Origin of the sequence: Aliivibrio sp. SR45-2, assembly GCF_963890165.1 — a bacterium.
Lineage (GTDB): Bacteria > Pseudomonadota > Gammaproteobacteria > Enterobacterales > Vibrionaceae > Aliivibrio > Aliivibrio salmonicida.
In genome coordinates, this window is record NZ_CAWPRC010000066.1 from 1 (window position 1) to 18495 (window position 18495).

The following is an 18495-nucleotide window of genomic DNA, read 5'->3' on the forward strand; positions in this document are numbered from 1 at the left end:
CTAATTAATGCAATTGTTATTAATAATAGAGAGGTCAAAATGGAAGGAACCAAATATAACGATGCCATCACAGGTACGTCAGAAGATGATAATGTGAATGCACAAGCCGGTAGCGATCAGGTTGAAGGATTAGCTGGTAATGATCACGTCGCTGGGGGAGAAGGCAGTGATGTTATTTCTGGTGGCGAAGGACAAGATGTTATTTTCGGTGATGTAGAACAAATACCAGAAACCGAAGGATCAGACAACGTAGAAACCAACTCAAATAACGACAATTGGGGGACCTCTCAATCTGTTTATCAATTTACCTCAAATGAAGAATGGACACCGGCAGAAGACGTCACTCACGGTGCACGTTTGGGTAATTATTTAGTGGATGATGTTGGCAATATCACAACGAAATTCACTCTAAATACCGTGTTAACAACCGTTACTGTTGAACTGACCGATCAAAATGGCAATGTCATTAAAACCGTTCAAGCCCCCGTTGATGAGAATGGCAATGTTGATATCGATATTAGCTTTACTGCAAATGAAATTGCTGATGATCAAGTCGTTAATTTTGTCTTGAAAGATCCTAACGGTGACCCGATCACTGATATTGAATCCGTTGAATTTATTGCTCATAACATTTATGACGACCGTATTGATGGCGGAGAAGGCGATGATGTTATTTTTGGACAGCAAGGGTCTGATTTACTCGTTGGTGGTGCTGGTAATGACTTTTTGGATGGAGATATCAACGATGACCGTTTATACGGCGGAGAAGGTGATGATGTCCTGATTGGTGGTAATGGTGATGATGAACTTCATGGTGGTGATGGAGCAGACACCTTATTAGGCAGTGATGGTGATGATACGCTTTTTGGCAACGCAGGTAACGATGTTCTTCTTGGTGAATTAGGAAATGATCGGATTGAAGGTGGCGATGGTGATGACATCATTATCGGTGATGATGGCGATGATATTCTACATGGCGATGCTGGGAATGATTTATTGCTTGGTGGGACAGGTGCTGATCAACTCTATGGCGGTGAAGGAAACGATGAACTGCAAGGGGATGCAGGAAACGATGTAATTCAAGGTGGCGCAGGGGATGATTTTGCCCTTGGGGGCGCAGGTGATGATGTTATTTCAGGCCAAGATGATAATGATTTATTGCTTGGTGGTGACGGCAATGATCAACTGTCAGGTGATGCGGGTAATGACCAATTATTTGGTGAGTTAGGCGATGATACGATCATTGGTGGTTTAGGCGATGATGGCCTTTATGGCGACGATGGCGATGATCATCTCATCGGAGGCGAAGGCAATGATCAGCTCTTTGGAGGGCGAGGAACCGATATTCTAGAGGGTGGTACCGGAGACGATGTTCTTCATGCTAATGAAGGGGATGACATTATTAATTCTGGTTCAGGGGATGATTTCATTTATGCCGGTAGCGGTAATGATGTGATTGATTCAGGTGAAGGGAATGACACCGTATTTGGTGAAACAGGCGATAACTCCATCGTCTCTGGTGATGGTAATGACACAATTTATACTGACTATGGCAACGATGTTATCGACTCTGGTACGGGTGATGACCTCATTTTTGCTGGTTCTGGCGCTAATCAGATCGCTACGGGTGAAGGAAGTGATGTGGTCTATGCCGATGCGGGTAGTGATACCATTGATACTGGTTCTGGTCACGATACTGTGTATGCAGGTGATGGGGATAACAACATAATTGGTGGCACTGGTGATGATCAGATTTTCTCTGGATCAGGTGAAGATACGATTCAAGCTGGCGATGGTGATGATGCTGTATTCTCTGGAGATTCTGCGGATGTTATCCATGCAGGTTCAGGGAATGATGCGATTTATGCAGGCTCTGGTGATGATATTGTTTATGGCGAAGAAGGCAATAACCGCTTAGTCGGTGAAGGCGGAAATGACACCTTATACGCCGGTGATAATGGCAGTGTATTGATTGGTGGACAAGGTAACGATCAATTGGTTGGTTCGGCTGAAAATGATGAATTGCATGGCGGCGGAAATGACGACCATATCACGGGTGGCTTAGGTGACGATATTCTTACTGCGGGATCAGGTAACGATACTTTGGTTTCCGGAGAGGGTAATGACACCATTTATGGTGATGCAGGAACAAACCAAATTGATGCAGGTATTGGGGACGACACGGTATATGGTGGCTCTGGTGCCGATACTATTATCGTGGGTGAAGGCAATGACACTGTTTATGCAGGTGCAGGAACAGATACCATAACCGCAGGCAGTGGTGATGACATACTGGATGGCGGAGCAGGAAACGATGCACTAGATGGCGGTATAGGTAATGACAGCCTATTTGGTGGTGATGGTGATGATAATCTTATTGGTGGTGAAGGATACGATTATCTTGATGGTGGTGCAGGTAATGATACGCTCGTCGATGATGGTCAAGACACACTTGTTGGTGGTAGTGGCAACGATACACTGACAGCAGCAACAACGGGCAGTCATCAATTATACGGTGGCTCTGGCGACGATACCTTAGTTGGTAGTGCTGCAAGCGATACCTTATATGGCGGTGAAGGTGCCGATGTCATTCAAGGTGGCGAAGGCGACAATGTTTTATTTGCGGGTGATGGCGCTGATACCGTTACCGCCGGTTCTGGTGATGATATCGTTTATGGTGAAGCCGGAACAAACACCATTGATTTAGGTGAGGGTACAAATACCTTATTTGGTGGCAGTGGGTCAGACAACACAACATCAGGCAGTGGCTACGACACATTATATGGTGGCGAAGGGAATGATACGTTAGCGGCGGGCAGTGGTGTTGATTATCTTGATGGGGGTAAAGGGGCTGATTTACTTCAAGGACAAGAAGGTGATGATGTCCTTGCGGGCGGAGAAGGCAGTGATACTTTAGAAGGTGGTTTGGGTGAAGATAAACTCTTTGCAGGCGCAGGTAATGACAGTTTGTCTGGTGGCGATGGTCAAGATGAATTACATGCAGAATCAGGTAACAATATTCTCCATGGGAATAATGACAATGATACCTTGTATGGTGGTTCAGGCGATGATTCCTTATATGGTGATGCCGGTGATGACCGCTTAGAAGCCCTTAGCGGCAACAATGCCCTAGATGGCGGCGAAGGTGATGATAATCTTAAATCAGGTTCAGGTAATGATGCACTAATTGGTGGGTTAGGAGCTGACGTGCTTGACGCAGGAGAGGGTATTAATACATTAGATGGCGGAGAAGGTAACGACACTTTAACTTCTGGTTCTGGCAATGACACCTTACTCGGTGGTATCGGTAATGATTCTTTATTTACCTCTGGAGGTGACAACCAACTGTCTGGTGGTGAAGGCGCTGATAGAATTGAATCAGGTGCGGGCAACGACGTACTGCAAGGGGACAGTGGTAATGATACCTTGATTTCAGGATCGGGTAATGATCAGCTCTTTGGTGGTGAAGATAACGATAAACTGTATGGTGGTTCAGGGGCTGATACTCTTGATGGTGGCGTTGGTGATGACCGATTGTTTGGTCAAAATGACAATGATCAACTGTATGGAAACTCGGGTAATGACTATGTATCAGCCGGCTCTGGTGATGATGTCGCTTATGGTGGCGAGGGCAACGACACCATAAAAGGAGACAGCGGAAACGATGTGCTGTGGGGAGAGGATGGTAATGACTCACTTCAAGGCGGCTCTGGTGAGGATATTCTTTACGGCCAAGAAGGTAACGATAATTTATCCGGCGGTAACAATGCCGATGCCCTTTATGGCGACTTGGGGGACGATACGTTATCTGGTGATTCTGGCGATGATAATTTGTCTGGCGGCGAAGGAAATGACTCACTTTCTGGTGGGAACAATAACGACTACTTAGATGGTGGTGTTGGCAACGACACACTTGATGGTGGTTCTGGCAGCGACTTAATCTTTGGTCAAGAAGGTAACGATACTCTTGATGGCGGTTCTGGTAGTGATCAACTGTTCGCCGGTTCGGGTAATGATACGCTTGTTTTTGATCAAGATGATATTGATGCAACAGATGGGGCAACCGTTCACTTTAGTGGCGGTGAAGGCTTTGATGTCATGGTTGTAGGCAATGATGGTCAAGACAGTATCATTGATATGACACAAACCGCGTATCAAGAGATTGAAGGGGTGGTTGTTAATACCTCGAATACCGAGCTAAAAATAGCGCTAGATAAAATATTGGTGAATGACAGCGCAGGAGAAGCTAATGGTCAGTTTGTATGCTCAGGTGTTGAAACCTTAAATATAGATGGTTCTCACTGGCAGCTTACGGGTAATACCGCGATGATGGACAGTGGCTTAAAAGACACTTACGAAGCAAGTAATATTGATACCAGTAACTTAAATGGTTATACGTTTGCGAACAGTGCCGGAGATGAAGTTACGATATGGAGTGATTGTGATGAAGACCAAATCACCATTGCAGATCCTAACGAAATCGCTTAACGGCTATCTTTAATGATTAGACGATAAATTGTTAACACAAAAAATGCCGAATAGAAATATTCGGCATTTTTATTGATATGTTGCTTGGTTAATCATTAATATCTATTTAGTCATGCTATAAAATAAGCATTAATCACCTAAACAAAGTTTACGGTTTTGCGCCGTAATTGAGGTGTCATTGGCAATGACAAAATGATAATAGTTCGAGTCCATTTGGTTTTTCTGTAAATACGTTCTGATGTGGTTTAAGGTGCTTTTTGCTTCGTTATAACGATATAGGTAGTCTTTATCACATTGGTTTTCAACACTTAGATCAACTTGGTAAGCATCGAATTTTTTCATTAATTTTTCTACTCGCTCTTCGTCAATCGCCTTTTGATCTGCGGCGGTGACTGTTTTTTCTGGTGGTGGGGTATTTTTTAATTTCTCTAGCTCTACACGCTGTTGTTCAAGCTCATTTTCTTGAGATTGTAAGGCAACTCGCTCTTTGTCTAACTGAGCATTGAGTTTCTTCTGTTCGTTAGCTAAACGTGATTTCAGGTTTTTATTGTAGCTTGATTTATAGCGAACTAATTTACGTCGCTCGGCCGCCAGTTGTTCTTTAAGCTGACTAATGGTTAAGTTTTTCTCAACTAAGGTTTCACTTATGATACTTAAATCACGGCGAAGGGTGTCATTCTTTGATTGCAGTTCAATAATGACTTTGTCGTAATCTGTTAATGAACTTGAGAGTAATTGTTCTGCAATGAGGTCATCCGTTAAGCGTTGAATTGTTTCGTTCTTATTATTAATCGATGAGCTTAAAGAAAGTAGGGTCATACCACTAATAAAAAGACAGGCAATAAGGAACATAAGGAAAATTTGCAGTTTCTTGGTGTGTTTGATCATATAAATGTTCTCTACAATGTTTTATTTAGTGTCTATTAAGTTAGGGCGTGCAGTACTTTGTTATCACAATTTGGGCAAAAATAAGAATGTTTATGGATAAGTGCTTGGCAATGTGGACAGGCCAATTTAAGGCGATTCTTACTTAATAAAATAAGGCATAAACCGACAGGGCCAAGGACATAACCAAGTAAAATACCAGCAATGAGGTTGCCTTTTCGGTACCCAATAAATGCGGTTAAGGCGAAGAAAAAGAAATAAAAACTGAGCCAAAAAATCATGATATATCCTTATTGTTCACGAAATGCTTTGTAGTAAGAGTTAAATAACGGTGCGGTAAAGTAATCCCAGAGCGTCCGATTTTCTAATAAGATTAAAACATCAGTTGGCATACCAGGATAAAGTTCTACGTTAGTGAGTTTGGTTATCTCTTCTTGAAGCAATTGAACTTTCACCAAATACCCGCTTTCTTTCTCCCCTTTTTTATTTAGTCTATCCGCCGCGACATAAATGACGGTTCCCGTAATTGGGGGGGTTTTACGGACGTTATACGCATTTAGCCTTACTTTTGCGGTTTGTCCTGTTCTTACTACATCAATGTCTTCGGGCTTAATAATAGCTTGAACGATAAGTTGTTCATTGTTTGGTACTATTTCCATAATAATATCGCCAGGATTAACAACCCCCCCAATACTATGAATGTTCAAACCAACAATGGTGCCAGTATGCTCACTTCTTACTTTGATGCGTGATCGAACATCTAGAGCTGTTTTTAAGGCCTGATTAGTGTCTAACCATTCTTTTTCTAACTGATTTGATTGAGAGGAAAGGGATTGTTTTAATTCAATGTCTTTGGCTTCAAAATCTTGTTTGAGTGAGGTTAGTTGACGAGTTGAGACATTAATCTTAGTTTGTAGCTCTTCTCGTTGAGATTCAATACTGGCTTGATGACGTTGTATTTCAAACATTTTAGTTTGGGAAACGTATCCTTTTTTTACTAGCCCTTTCATCATGTTAATTTCTTTACTTACCAATTGAAGCTGACGTTTTATGGATTTTAATTGGGATTTAGAACCACGAATTTGTTCAGTTAGTTGTTCTTTATTTTGAGTGTATTGGCTAGTTCGAAGCTCATTACGTAATAAAAATTGCTGAAATTGAAGTGTCTGATTGTTTAAAATGTTCATGACATCAGCACTGTTTGCTTCGTCATGATATTCCTCTGTCCATGACACGATGTTGTTATCGGTTAACTCGGCTTGAAGTCGCTCAATGGTTGCTTTTAAAGAAATAGATCGTAGCATTAGGCGATAGTAATCAGAATCAGCTTTGGTGTTCGCTAGCTCAATTAATAAGTCGCCTTTCTCTACATGTTGGCCTTCAGTGACATGAATTGCTTTTACCCAGCCACCTTGTAGATGTTGAATTTTTTTACGCTGAGACTCGACGATCAACGAACCATTAGCAATAGAGGCAGAGCTTAATTGTGCGGTGGTTGCCCACCAAACAAACCCACCTATGGTTAATAAAATAAAGGCAGAGCAGAGAGTAATAATACGAGTGGTACTAAATTGAGTCATAAGTTCATCCTTGCTTACGCTATTTTAGGAACAGCAACAGAGTTAGGGTTATCAATGGCAGACATCTCTTCTAAAAATAGTTTTGATGGCCCCGCCTTCTGAACTTGTCCTTCTTTTAACGAGATCACCCAATCCATTTGACGTAAAAAACCAGGGCGGTGGCTTATCATAATTACGGTGATTTTGTTTTCTTTACAGTATTGCAGAACAATAGCCAACGCAATTTCACCTTCGGGATCAAGGTTTGAGTTTGGTTCGTCCAACACAAGAATTGAGGGATTGGAAAAAATAGCTCGAGCTAAGGCGATACGTTGTTTTTGTCCACCAGAGAGTTGAGAACTGCCCCCTTCTTCTAAGTAGGTATCGTAGCCCTGAGGAAGAGAAATAATCAGTTCATGAATACAGGTTAAACGAGCGGCTGCGATGATGTCTTCATCTGAAGCTTCGGTAAATCGACAAATATTTTCAGCAATGGTGCCGGATAATAAACCGACTTGTTGCGGTAAATATCCGATGTGTTGACCAAATTGTTTTTCTGGCCAAAGATGAATCGCGGCACCGTCTATTTTTATTGAACCGACACTCGGCGCATGAATTCCCATTAATAACGACGCCAATGTTGATTTACCTGAACCGGAATTACCTAAAATAGCGAGTGCATTACCATGACCCAATTTGAAATTGATGTTTTGCAAAACGGGTTCTTTTTTATGTGGCAGTTTTAATCCCACGTTTTGGAAGAGAATGTCACCTTTAGGGTTGGGTAGTGTGGTTTTTGCTGCGTACTCTTCAATAAAAGAGAAGCTTTTAAGGCGCTGGTACGCTTTAAATGCACTGAACCATGACTTCCAGCCATTAACGGCTTGTTCGAAAGGAGAAAGTACTCGCCCCATAATGATGGAACTTGCGATTATCGCCCCGGTTCCAATCTCTTGTTGTAATGCCAGTATTACCCCAACCGTTAATATAAGCACTTGTAAAATCGTTCTAAAATAGCGGCTGATGGCGAGTAACTGCCCGATACGAGAATTTACTACCCACTGTAAACCAAGCATCTTATGATTTTGTTTATTCCAATATTTACCAATGCTTTCTGCCATTCCCATGGCTTTAAGTGTTGATGCATTACGGAGATAGTCATTTAATTCTAAGGTGGTTTTTGCTGCGACCTTGTTACTTTCAATGGTCGATTCTTTGGCTGAATGCATCATGACAATGGCTAAAATAATGAAAATAACGCAGCCAGATAAGGTGATTAAACCAATTGCAGGATGGAGCATAAATAGAATACCAAGGAAAAGAGGGATCCACGGCATATCAAAAATAGCAGAGCTAGAAGGGGATAATAAGAAACGCCTTATCTCAGACAGATCTTGTAAACCTTGTTTATTAATATTCTTTGATATGGCTGATTGTCGAATACTTTCAGATAACATGATGGAGCTAATAGAAACATCGAGTTTCAAGCCTGAACGCTGTAACAAAGCAATACGGAAATATTCGATAACGGCTTGTGCTGTTAAAAGAAAAACAGCAATAAACAATAAAGCGTACAGGGTGTCTAAGCTAGAGCTACCAAGCACTCGGTCAAAAAGCTGCAAACTGTAAATGGGTAATGTAAGTACGAGAAAGTTGATTGCACAGCTAAAGAGTAAGGCAAACGATATGTCTCTCTTTGTTTCTGACAGTGATTTTTTCAGCTTATCCTTAAACAAAAGCACACCTCAAATATTGTTATTAATCCAGTGTAAGCAGTATAGGAAAAAGAATGCGGTATTCGTAATGAGAAAAGAGGATTTCTTTATATCAAAATATAGAGGCCGTTATTTGACAATTATTCTTACGAAAATGCCTTGAGTTATCCTATGCTTAGGAGATACGCACAAAGGAGGTGTGATGGGGCTATCTAGGGTCTGGATAACGCTAATAGGGATTGTTTTATCCTCATTCACAATATCAGTAACGGCAGAGACAGATTCCCCTAGTTTTTATGGGAAGCGCTCTGTTGCGCCTAATGAAACTCTCCCAGATCAAGCCGCGCCTACTTTTCAGCGGCGTTCTATTGTTATGGCTCCGCAGATAGCTGAACCCCTTGATGAACGTGCCGTGACCGACGAATCAACAGATTTGACACCTGCTTTCGTTCAAGACGCTAAAGACTCACATGATCTTCCTCTTCCGTTAATTGAATTGACTCGTAATGAAAAGTTACTAGCAAAAAAAGCGCAATATTATTTTGATCGTAATTGGAATGAAAATACGGGACTGACTGACTCCGTTCAAGGTTATCACCACGTTACGATGTGGGATGTTGCCAGTGATATCAGTGCTCAGTTCTCACTTGAGGGCTTAGGTTTACAATCAAAAGAGTTCACTCATCGTAAATTAAAAAGGTTATTGACGACGTTGCTAGAAGCGCCTTTGTATCAAAGTAAATTGCCTAATCGAGAATACAGTACTAAAACTGGGAAGCCATCAGGACGGTACAGTAATACAAAAAGCAATGGCAATGGATGGTCGGCATTAGATATTGGCCGCCTGCTCATTTGGTTGCATATCATCAAACAAGAAAAAGAAGAGTTAGCCCCGTTGGTAGATAATATCGTAAGTAAGTGGTCACTTGCTTCTTCAGTGCACAATAAAACCTTGTATGGCACTAAATTAGGAAAGCAAAGTGAACATTATCGCCAAGAAGGGCGTTTAGGGTATTTACAATATGCAGCGTCTGGTTTTGCTTTGTTTGGTTTTGATGTCAGTGAAAGTTATCAGAAAACAGACATCGATAAAGTGATTATTGATGACATCCCTTTTTATATTGATTCGAGAAATATGCCATTTTCAACACCAGATCCCTATGTACTCACTCGTTTAGAGTTAGGGGAGCCGACAGCGTGGTGGGATCAGCTTGATACTATTTATACTTTGCATAAAACAAAGGAAAAACAAACTAAAAGACTGTGGGTGTTTGGGGAAGACGCCATGAACCAAACACCATGGTTTGCTTACAATAATATCTTTTTTTATGGTAAAAGTTGGCTAAGTACTTCAGCGGGAGGAAAGCCGATAGAAGTCTTTCAGGTGTTCAGCAATAAAGTCGCCTTTGGGCTCAGTGTTATTTACGATGACGAATACGCTGAACGCTTAGTTGAAAATGTGATAGCCAATAGCCTGTACTCTCGCTCTGTTCCTACGGGAATATACAGCGATGGCTTGACGAATACGGCGCACAACATTAATACCAATTCAATGATTTTGTCTTCTTTGTTGTACAAGAGGAAGAATAATACCGCGATGCTACATACTGACGCTAAGCTTAATAATAAGGCGGTAACGGTACTTGCTGACATTAAGGAAAGTGATGAATAAATACGATGCGTTATTAATTGTCGGATTATCTTCTTTTACTGTGGAGGCGTGTGAAGTGGATGAGTGCGAAGTGAGTTATTTTTCTGAATCATTGAAAGAGTTAAACAGTGATTTGTTTGAAAGAGCACATCATTGGAGTAACGGTTTTCCATTTTTGAATCGATGGGAGGCCGGTGCAATTGGTTTTTCTGAAAAAGGAATGAATATTGAGTTGAGTGACGAGCCTCAGAGTAATGAGCAATATAAATATCGTTCAGGGGAGTTACGCAGTCGGCATTTTTATGGCTATGGTTGTTTTTCTATTGAGATGAAGCCTATATCTTCTCCCGGTATTGTGACGTCTTTTTTCCTTTTCTCGGGTAAACACGATAAATACGAAGGGAGCAACGCCAAGCACAACGAAATTGATATTGAATTTTTAGGTAAAAATACGCATGAAGTTCAGTTTAATTTTTGGACGAATGACGATGAATACCTTAGTAAAAACTCGGTGTTAATTCCATTAGAGTTCGATGCCTCTAAAGACTTTCATCAATATGCAATGTTATGGCAACGAGATAGCATTCAGTGGTTTGTAGATGGTGAAATGCGTTATGAAGTACAGCAATCTAAAGACAATCCAATTCCAGACATGGCTGATTCTCGCTTAAAAATCATGGCTAATGTGTGGCCTGTAGATGATGAGTTATCGTCGTGGGCAGGTAAAGTTAATGTGTTGAATCAACCGTTAAATAGCACTTATCGTAATCTGTCTTTCCAGCCTATAAATGCGTGCGGAACAAAGTAATTCTCCCTTTTGTTCCGCATTATTTTTCTTTTTCTTTTTCTATTTAAATTATCAAATTAAGTCAGCATCACGGGTGCAGCCTGTAGTACTTTATCGGGTGCGCCGTAGAACTTTTGAGACCCATCTTTATCAAGTAATAAACACTGATCAGAGGTAGCTACCATTGATTTACTTGTGGTGCTAAAAATAACGGTACTGTTGGCTAAATATTCACTGAACAATGAGGTGAGATATTTACTGTTTTCATGCTCAGAGCCGACAAAAGGTTCATCCATGATAACGACTCTTTTTCTGCAATATCCAATGCCAATCGCCAGAGTGAGTTTGCGTTGTATACCATCTGGTAATGTCGAAAGAAAATCAGCACTTAATAGGGTCTTTTTTCCTTGAGGAAGATAAGGCAATAAGTCTAAAAAGTTAAGCATTTCATCAATGAAAGCGGGTGGAACATAACCATTGTACATTGTGTAATTGGCGTGAACCGTACCGTGGTATAAATGCATATCAAAAGGAACATAACAAATGCTGTTTCGGAACCGGAAATTATTAAATTGGTTTACGTTATACCCATCAAACAATAAGCGACCTTGAAAGCGAGGTTCAATGCCACTCAAAATATTCATCAATGTTGTTTTGCCACTGCCTGATGGGGCACAGACAGAGACTTTATTGCCTGATTTAATAGCAAAAGAGAGGTTAGTTAACCCTTTATTTATCCCTTGATAGCGATGAGATAAGCCGTTAATGGAGAGTTCACCACTGAACTGATGAATCGGGGGGCTTTTTTCTATACGACTCTTATCATCATCTAAAGACATTAATGCGTTGATTTGTGCGGTTGAGGCTTTGATGGTATCAATTTTTGCTAAGGAGTTATAAATCCCCATGATTGGGGTTAAGGTTTTCCAGACCAAGATAATGATGGCAAGCATGGCGCCGGGGTTCGTGTCTCCCGCCATGACGGCGGTGACGGCGATCACAATGGTTGTTGTGCCGATGACTTGAATAAAACTGCTGCCCAATTGCTGTATTTTTGCATTGGTTACTGAAACATGATGAGAGTCTTGTAAACGCTGAGTTAATGCTGAATTAAAACGAGATTTAATGACCGACAATAGCGGCAACTTTTGAATTGAACTGACATTACTCAATACTTCATTCCATTGATAAGACACCATTGCATTTGCTCTAGAGCTTTTTGATGTGGCTTGCATATAAATATAGCGTGCGTAAATGCAAAACAAGATCATGATAACGATACCAATAATAACGGTTATCGCGGCGCTGCCAGACATAATGAAAATAGCAATTAAGAAAATAAAGATAAAAGGCAAATCAAAATAGCTCAGGCTAGATTCTGCGGTGACAAGCTGACGGAATTGGTCGATATCTTTCAAACGAGCAAGTTGAGAAGACGTTGCCGCATTAGACGTTAATGCATACGGTAGCCATAGTAACTTTGAGATGACTTGATAAGAAATATAACGGGCTAGCTCTTGGCCTGATGTATTTAAAATGGTCATACGTTGTTTTTTAAATAGATATTCCATTCCCGCTATTACGACTGCTCCAGAAGCAAGCCAATAGAGAGTAGAGGTAGATCCAGCGGTTAAGGCAAAGGTATACACTCCCATAATAAAGAAAGGCTGAAGCGTACCTAATAAACTAATTAAAAGGCTTAATAATGCAAGGCTCTTGAATTCATTGTTGTAGTGATAAAAAACGTGTTTTATCCAATTACGTTTATCTTGTGATTCAGGTGGCGGCTCTCTGAATAAACGTGAATACTTAGAAATCGAACACACTTTAGCTGAGATTTTGCCTTTCGCTTCACTTTCTATGGTGATGTCATTTTCATAGTCATAAAGGTAGAGAATATCGTCATCAAAGTTTAATAAAATATAGTTCTGATCTTGCAAAGAAATAAAACTAGGGCAATCCAATTCTAGAAATTGATCGGCATGAGTAATGTCACTTTCAATGCATTGATAGCCAAGGCGAGTCAGCGTTTTATTAAATGAAAGCGCATGCTCACTGTCAGATAAGAACGCATCAGACAGAATGTCAGGCGTACCTTCCCATTCAAGCGTGACTAAAGTGTAAGCGAGCCCAAGCAGTAATGGGTTTTCAGAATATCGGGTCTGTAAATGCCCATTTTTGAAATGATGAAGACGTTCTTGTATCTCATCAAAAGCAATTAATGTATCCATCTAAGCCACCTCATTAATTGGTGTGTGTTGGATCTTAATGTCGGTGTCTTTAATCTTATTGCTGACAATGACAAACAAATAAGACTGAATGCGCGGACGAAGGCAAGAGAGTAAGTTAAGGCTGAAATCGTCATCAAAAACCAAATCAAAATCGTCAATGAGAATGACTTTTTTATTACTTAATAATGCACGTACAATTAATAATGCAAAATGCACTTTACGAGAAAAAGGCTTGATACCGGTGGTGGTAATGTCGGTATAAAAACCGAGTTTGAGATCATCAATGTCGCTCTTTATCGATAATGCTTCACACAGAGAATACGCCGCTTTGTGTAATTGAGGTCGAAAGCAGGTGATGTTATCAATAATGGTTCCATCCACAAAAGTGCTGTGTTTATTGACCAATACCACGTTGCTAATGGTCTCTGATTGATAATAGTTATCTGCATTTAATCCATTGATGGATAAGCGGTACTCTTGTGCTAATGGCTTATTGGTAAAGGCTTTTACAATGGACGACTTCCCTGAACCAGAAGGGCCAGAGACGATGGATATTTTTTCTGCCGTAAAATGATAGTCTTTACTGCCGTGATAACTCAATACTCTTGGAGTTGGTTGAGGTGCCGTCGTTCTTTGTTGAGATTCTTCCATTGATAAAATGTCATTCAGACGTTGGATATAACTTTTATTTACACGCCACTGACTAATGGTTCTCATTGTTTGCTGGTATGGGGCAAAATAACGGTTAGTTAATAGAATGATTGCCGCCATGACCCCTTGGCTGATATCAAAATTAATCACCGCCATCGCACTGCTTACCACAGTAAAAGTGACGGCTAATTGTTGAATTAAATTTAGAGTTAGATTGAAGCGAGATTCTTGTTTCTCAAATTCAGTGGTGTGATGTTCACGCTCATTAACCATCATTTCCATTAAGTTTTCTAAGCGGTATTCCATTGAGCGGCTTTTTATATCTAAAGGATAAGAAATAATCTCAATCACTTTTGAATTGGTAATTCCTTCAATGTCTGATTTTTTCTCCATTAATGCGATTTTTGTTTTGGATAAATGCAAAGAGATCAGTAACAAAAACAAGGAAGACAGAGTTAAAATAACCCCTGCACCAGGGTTAATCAGACTGATCACCAGAAGAGTGATTAAGCAGGTAAAGGCATTGATGGCAGATCGAATAAGATCGCCACTGAAAAAGGATTTTAGCCCGGGAATTGTGGTCAGTCGCTCTAGGTACTCTCCAGTTTCTAATCGTTTAAACAAAGAGAGATTAGAGTGACAAATTGCGTGAAATAATTGATTGGTGATTTTCTTTTCAAAGCGATTCCCAATGCGAGAAACCATGGCTTCTTCTAGGTTTTTCACTTTGTAATCTAAGAAGATCGCGATCAAGATGATGGCAAAAATGAAATAGAGTGAAGAGCTTGAATTATTCGGCAATATGCGGTCAAAAATAATTAAAATGGAAAAGGGTAAGACTAAGCCGAGCAAGGTTGTTGTTAGGCTTGATGCAAACAAAAAGAAAGCATCAAAGAACCCTAATCTCGGTAAATAATGGAGTTTATTCATCATTTAACTCCTTCTGATGTAAAGCGTTCTAAAATCGAGATGTCAAAGGTGTCACTAATGGGTTCCATTCGATTCGATATCTCTTCAATCGAGACTAAATCTACCGCTCCAAATAGAGCGTAGAGCTTGGTCATATTAATGATGTAATCGTATTGATTGGTATGATATTCACGGATGTTGTCGTATAAATCCGATTCTGAATTGAGTAAATCCGTGAGTGTTTTTGTGCCTAATTTAAACGCGCTTTGATTACCTTTATAGACAAGGTAATTGGATTTTATAATGGATTTTAAAATAGCTAACGATTCTACATTGGTATTGATATTGTAGATAAGTTCTTCGAAATTAACTCGATTGTCATTTACTGCTTGATCATATTGAGATGAGTATTGATTGATTTTCGTTTTACTTTTTTGATAATCGTAATAATCAGAGCCTCCGTTAACAATAGGGATGTCGACGGTGAGGGCGTAAGTCGCGTCATCGGTTCTTGAGCTATCAAAATTACTGTCGGTGTATTCATAATTAGCGGATGCAGATAGGGTCGGATAGAAATCAGAACGAGATTGAGTGAGAGATCGTTTCGATTTATCTAAGTTGGATTTTGCAATCGCAATATCATAATTACTGCCAATGAGATTTTTCTCAAGAGTGCTTTTTTCATAATAATCAATTTCAGCGTATTGATTATTAAGTTTCACATCATAAGACGGTCTGATAGGAGCCTGAGTGGTAGATTGTAGCTGCACTAAAGCAAGGTTAATGCGTTTACGAATGTCGGCCAATTTCTTATAGGTGGACTCTTTTTGAGCTTGGGTTTCATACACGTCAGTTTTAGGTAAATTGCCTAATTCATTGTTACGGCTGATCTGTTTTAATCGAGCTTCTGATGAGCGAAATTGAGCATCGGTCGCTTTTTTCTGAGAGTGATATTTCAAGTATGAAAAGTAATTCTCTACCACTTGAATAATAATGTCGTTAACGATCTTATCGTGTTTTAGTTTGTTGATTTGTAAATCAATGCCACTTTCTTGATAAGAGCGAATTTTTGACATATCTAAGATGGTTTGGGATACCGAAACGCGATAGCCGTAGCTGTTGTATTCATTGTTTGATGGGGTACTTGAATCGACTTCTGAATCATTCCATGTCGTATTCGCACTGGCATTAATCGTCGGGTAAAAAAAGGCACCACTGATACTTTGGTCAAACTCTGAAGACTCGACTTCGTATTTAGAGTTTATGATTTGATAGTTATTTTTGAGTGCTTCATTTATCAAGGCAGATAATTCACTGGCGTGACTCATTGGTTGCCATGTCGCAAATATGCCGACCAAAAAAAAAGCACGAGAGAGGTTTGTTTTTGTCATTAGCCTACTTTCCTTATGGCCATGTACTTCTTAATGACAGCATAGATCTCTTCGTTTTTGTACGGTTTACTGATGACGTAATCCATTCCTGCATCAATACATTGTTTATGTTCTTTATTACTGGTTAATGCGGTAGCACCGATGATTGTGGTTGGTGGTAAATGGTGCTCTTTTTCGTATTGACGAATTAACGATGTTGCTTCCATGCCACCCATGCCCGGCATAATGCAATCCATAAAGATAATATCGAAGTTATTTTCTTTTACTAAAGCTAAGGCTTTCTCTCCGTCATCAACGCCTTCACTTTGGAACTCGAAGCCGATTAGAATTTTGTTTAAGATGAATTGTTGTACTTTGTCATCTTCGACAATTAAGAATCGGCTGGTGATCTCTTCTGCTTTTCCTGAGTCACTGTCGAGTGTCGTTAGAATATTATCGATGAAATCAACCGGGGTGAATGGGTGATAGAACACGTAATCAACATGATTGTATACATCATCAATGTCAGATGAATTTGAAACCGATAAGAAGAGTTTAATGTTTCGCTTGGTTAATCGTGCTTTTAAGGTCTTACAGAACGAATCAAGGGTAATGCCTTTAATTCGATCGGTTAAGAAAATGCCATCGTTGGCGCTTAATAATTTCATTGATTTGAAAATATCATTCGCGGTGTGAGCAATAATCACATTCGCCCCTTGATTGGACAAGGTATTGGCAATGACATCTACCTGAATACCGGAAGCACCGCAAAGAAGGATCGTTTTATCTGCTAAGCGATTATTGTGCGTTTGATATTCTGAGGTATTGATATCGAAAGAAACGTGCAGTTTTTGAGCATAGCCTAAATCTTGTGTAATGGCGGTGTAGTTATTAATGCCATTCAATAGATGAGTAGACAATTCATCGTTAGTCACGTTTTTCTCTGGTGCTTGCTCCCACGCTAACGCATCAATGGTTTTCATGGTGTCGTAATCGTCTAAGTACAAGTACAGATTTAAATGTATGGTGAGTTTATCGACACGGTCAGAACTGCTACAGGTTGCATTAAATAAGATCTTTGGTTGGTTAGACGCAGAGATCATATTTGAAACTTGCAGTAGTAATAACCAAAATAAGCCAGTTTGATTACCGTACATTTTTAGAGGGATTGCATTATCAACAAAGCACTCGATACTTTTTGATTGTTGCTTGGCTTTGGTTGATGTTAATACGATTAATTCACTGATTAAATGGTAGAAATGAATGGTCTTATTATGACTCATGGCATCAATGTTTGAGAGACGATTAAAGTTATCTGCTAGGTTTTCAAGTGTATTTGTTGCTGACATGATTTCTTTTGCTAATAACGCACCGCTTTCATCGGCGTCTTTAATTAACAGTTTCACACCACCTTGAATTGTATTTGTGATACCACGAACCTCATAACCTAATAAATTATACAGTCGTTGATATAAATCGGTTTTTGATTTTTGGTCTTCAAGTTGGTCGTAGCTAGAGAGCAGTTTGGCATAGATGTTTTTTTCAATACTACTGGTAGATATATTTGAAATACGCTCTTTTACTTTATCGTGGTCAATGGTTTTTAAATCATTAGAAATGCTTTTAAATGTGCTTGATATGCGGTTCTTTTCGGTATGGGCCGCACGTATTAATTTGGTGTTCAGTAAGTAATAAAGAGCAAACACTAAGATCAAACTGCCGTTTAGCATGAGTAAGGTATAAAGGTGATTATCTTGTTTCTCTTTGCTTAATCTGGCGTGGTTTAGTAATAAGCTGTCTATGATGGAAGTGCTGTTTGTAAAGGCCACTCCCAGCGATTGTTTGAGTTCATTTAAATCAAAAGTACGATTGTATTTTTTTATATAAAGTTGAATTAGGTCAAACCCCAATATGCCACTGGATGAGGCGAGGGATTTTTCATTGGCAATAAGTGCGTGGAAATTATCAATCTCAGAAGAGAGCTCGCTAGTAAATAATTGCACTTGTGCGGTACTGCAACTTGAATCACTTCGGGTACAGACCTCTAGTGTGGCATTTAGTCGGCTGATGCCATTGAGTATCTCTCTTGATTTGTTTACTAACAGTACTTGTACTTTACTCTCATTGTTATCGCTAACAGATAATACTTCACGAAGAGAGTAAGCGCCTTGTGCCAATATTATCCCTAGAGTGATAAAAAAAAGGACATGAATAAGAGGTGTGTTCGGTTGAAGAAGTCGTTTCATTAC

General features: G+C 39.9%; 11 protein-coding genes. 3 read left to right on the forward strand and 8 right to left on the reverse strand.

Annotated elements, in window-relative coordinates; genetic code table 11:
* Positions 1-39 precede the first annotated feature (39 nt).
* Positions 40-4488: a beta strand repeat-containing protein gene (locus AACV33_RS03030; protein WP_182699838.1), complete on the forward strand. Its 4449-nt coding sequence runs from the start codon at positions 40-42 to the stop codon at positions 4486-4488.
* A 129-nt stretch (positions 4489-4617) separates the two neighbouring features.
* Here AACV33_RS03030 and AACV33_RS03035 read toward each other — a convergent pair whose 3' ends face one another.
* From AACV33_RS03035 to AACV33_RS03050, 4 genes are read right to left on the reverse strand one after another with little or no spacing between them, the layout of a single operon-like run.
* Complete coding sequence (locus AACV33_RS03035; protein ID WP_182699839.1) at positions 4618-5376, reverse strand: hypothetical protein; 759 nt, start codon at positions 5374-5376, stop codon at positions 4618-4620.
* A 35-nt stretch (positions 5377-5411) separates the two neighbouring features.
* On the reverse strand, positions 5412-5654 hold the full coding sequence (locus AACV33_RS03040) for a hypothetical protein (protein WP_012551492.1): 243 nt from the start codon (positions 5652-5654) through the stop codon (positions 5412-5414).
* A 9-nt stretch (positions 5655-5663) separates the two neighbouring features.
* Positions 5664-6953 (reverse strand): HlyD family type I secretion periplasmic adaptor subunit, encoded by a 1290-nt coding sequence (locus AACV33_RS03045; protein ID WP_065611060.1) that lies wholly within the window; start codon positions 6951-6953, stop codon positions 5664-5666.
* 14 nt (positions 6954-6967) lie between these two features.
* Positions 6968-8668: a type I secretion system permease/ATPase gene (locus AACV33_RS03050; RefSeq protein ID WP_182699840.1), complete on the reverse strand. Its 1701-nt coding sequence runs from the start codon at positions 8666-8668 to the stop codon at positions 6968-6970.
* Between the two features lie 181 nt (positions 8669-8849).
* Between AACV33_RS03050 and AACV33_RS03055 the strand changes: the two genes are divergently transcribed.
* Positions 8850-10319, forward strand: a complete 1470-nt coding sequence (locus AACV33_RS03055) for a DUF3131 domain-containing protein (RefSeq protein WP_220488584.1) — start codon at positions 8850-8852, stop codon at positions 10317-10319.
* On the forward strand, positions 10312-11106 hold the full coding sequence (locus AACV33_RS03060; protein ID WP_023602599.1) for a glycoside hydrolase family 16 protein: 795 nt from the start codon (positions 10312-10314) through the stop codon (positions 11104-11106). Before AACV33_RS03055 ends, AACV33_RS03060 begins: the two co-directional genes overlap by 8 nt.
* 56 nt (positions 11107-11162) lie before the next feature.
* Here the strand turns inward: AACV33_RS03060 and AACV33_RS03065 are convergent, their stop codons facing one another.
* From AACV33_RS03065 to AACV33_RS03080, 4 genes are read right to left on the reverse strand one after another with little or no spacing between them, the layout of a single operon-like run.
* Entirely contained in the window at positions 11163-13316 is a 2154-nt protein-coding gene (locus AACV33_RS03065) for an ATP-binding cassette domain-containing protein (protein WP_023602598.1), read from the reverse strand.
* A complete protein-coding gene (locus AACV33_RS03070) occupies positions 13317-14900 on the reverse strand; it encodes an ABC transporter transmembrane domain-containing protein (protein WP_182699842.1) in 1584 nt (527 codons plus the stop codon).
* Positions 14897-16267, reverse strand: coding sequence for a TolC family protein (locus tag AACV33_RS03075; RefSeq protein WP_182699843.1), 1371 nt, complete (start codon positions 16265-16267; stop codon positions 14897-14899). Before AACV33_RS03075 ends, AACV33_RS03070 begins: the two co-directional genes overlap by 4 nt.
* Positions 16267-18492, reverse strand: coding sequence for a response regulator (locus AACV33_RS03080; RefSeq protein WP_017023414.1), 2226 nt, complete (start codon positions 18490-18492; stop codon positions 16267-16269). The genes AACV33_RS03075 and AACV33_RS03080 overlap by 1 nt, the downstream gene beginning before the upstream one ends.
* Positions 18493-18495: the final 3 nt, after the last annotated feature.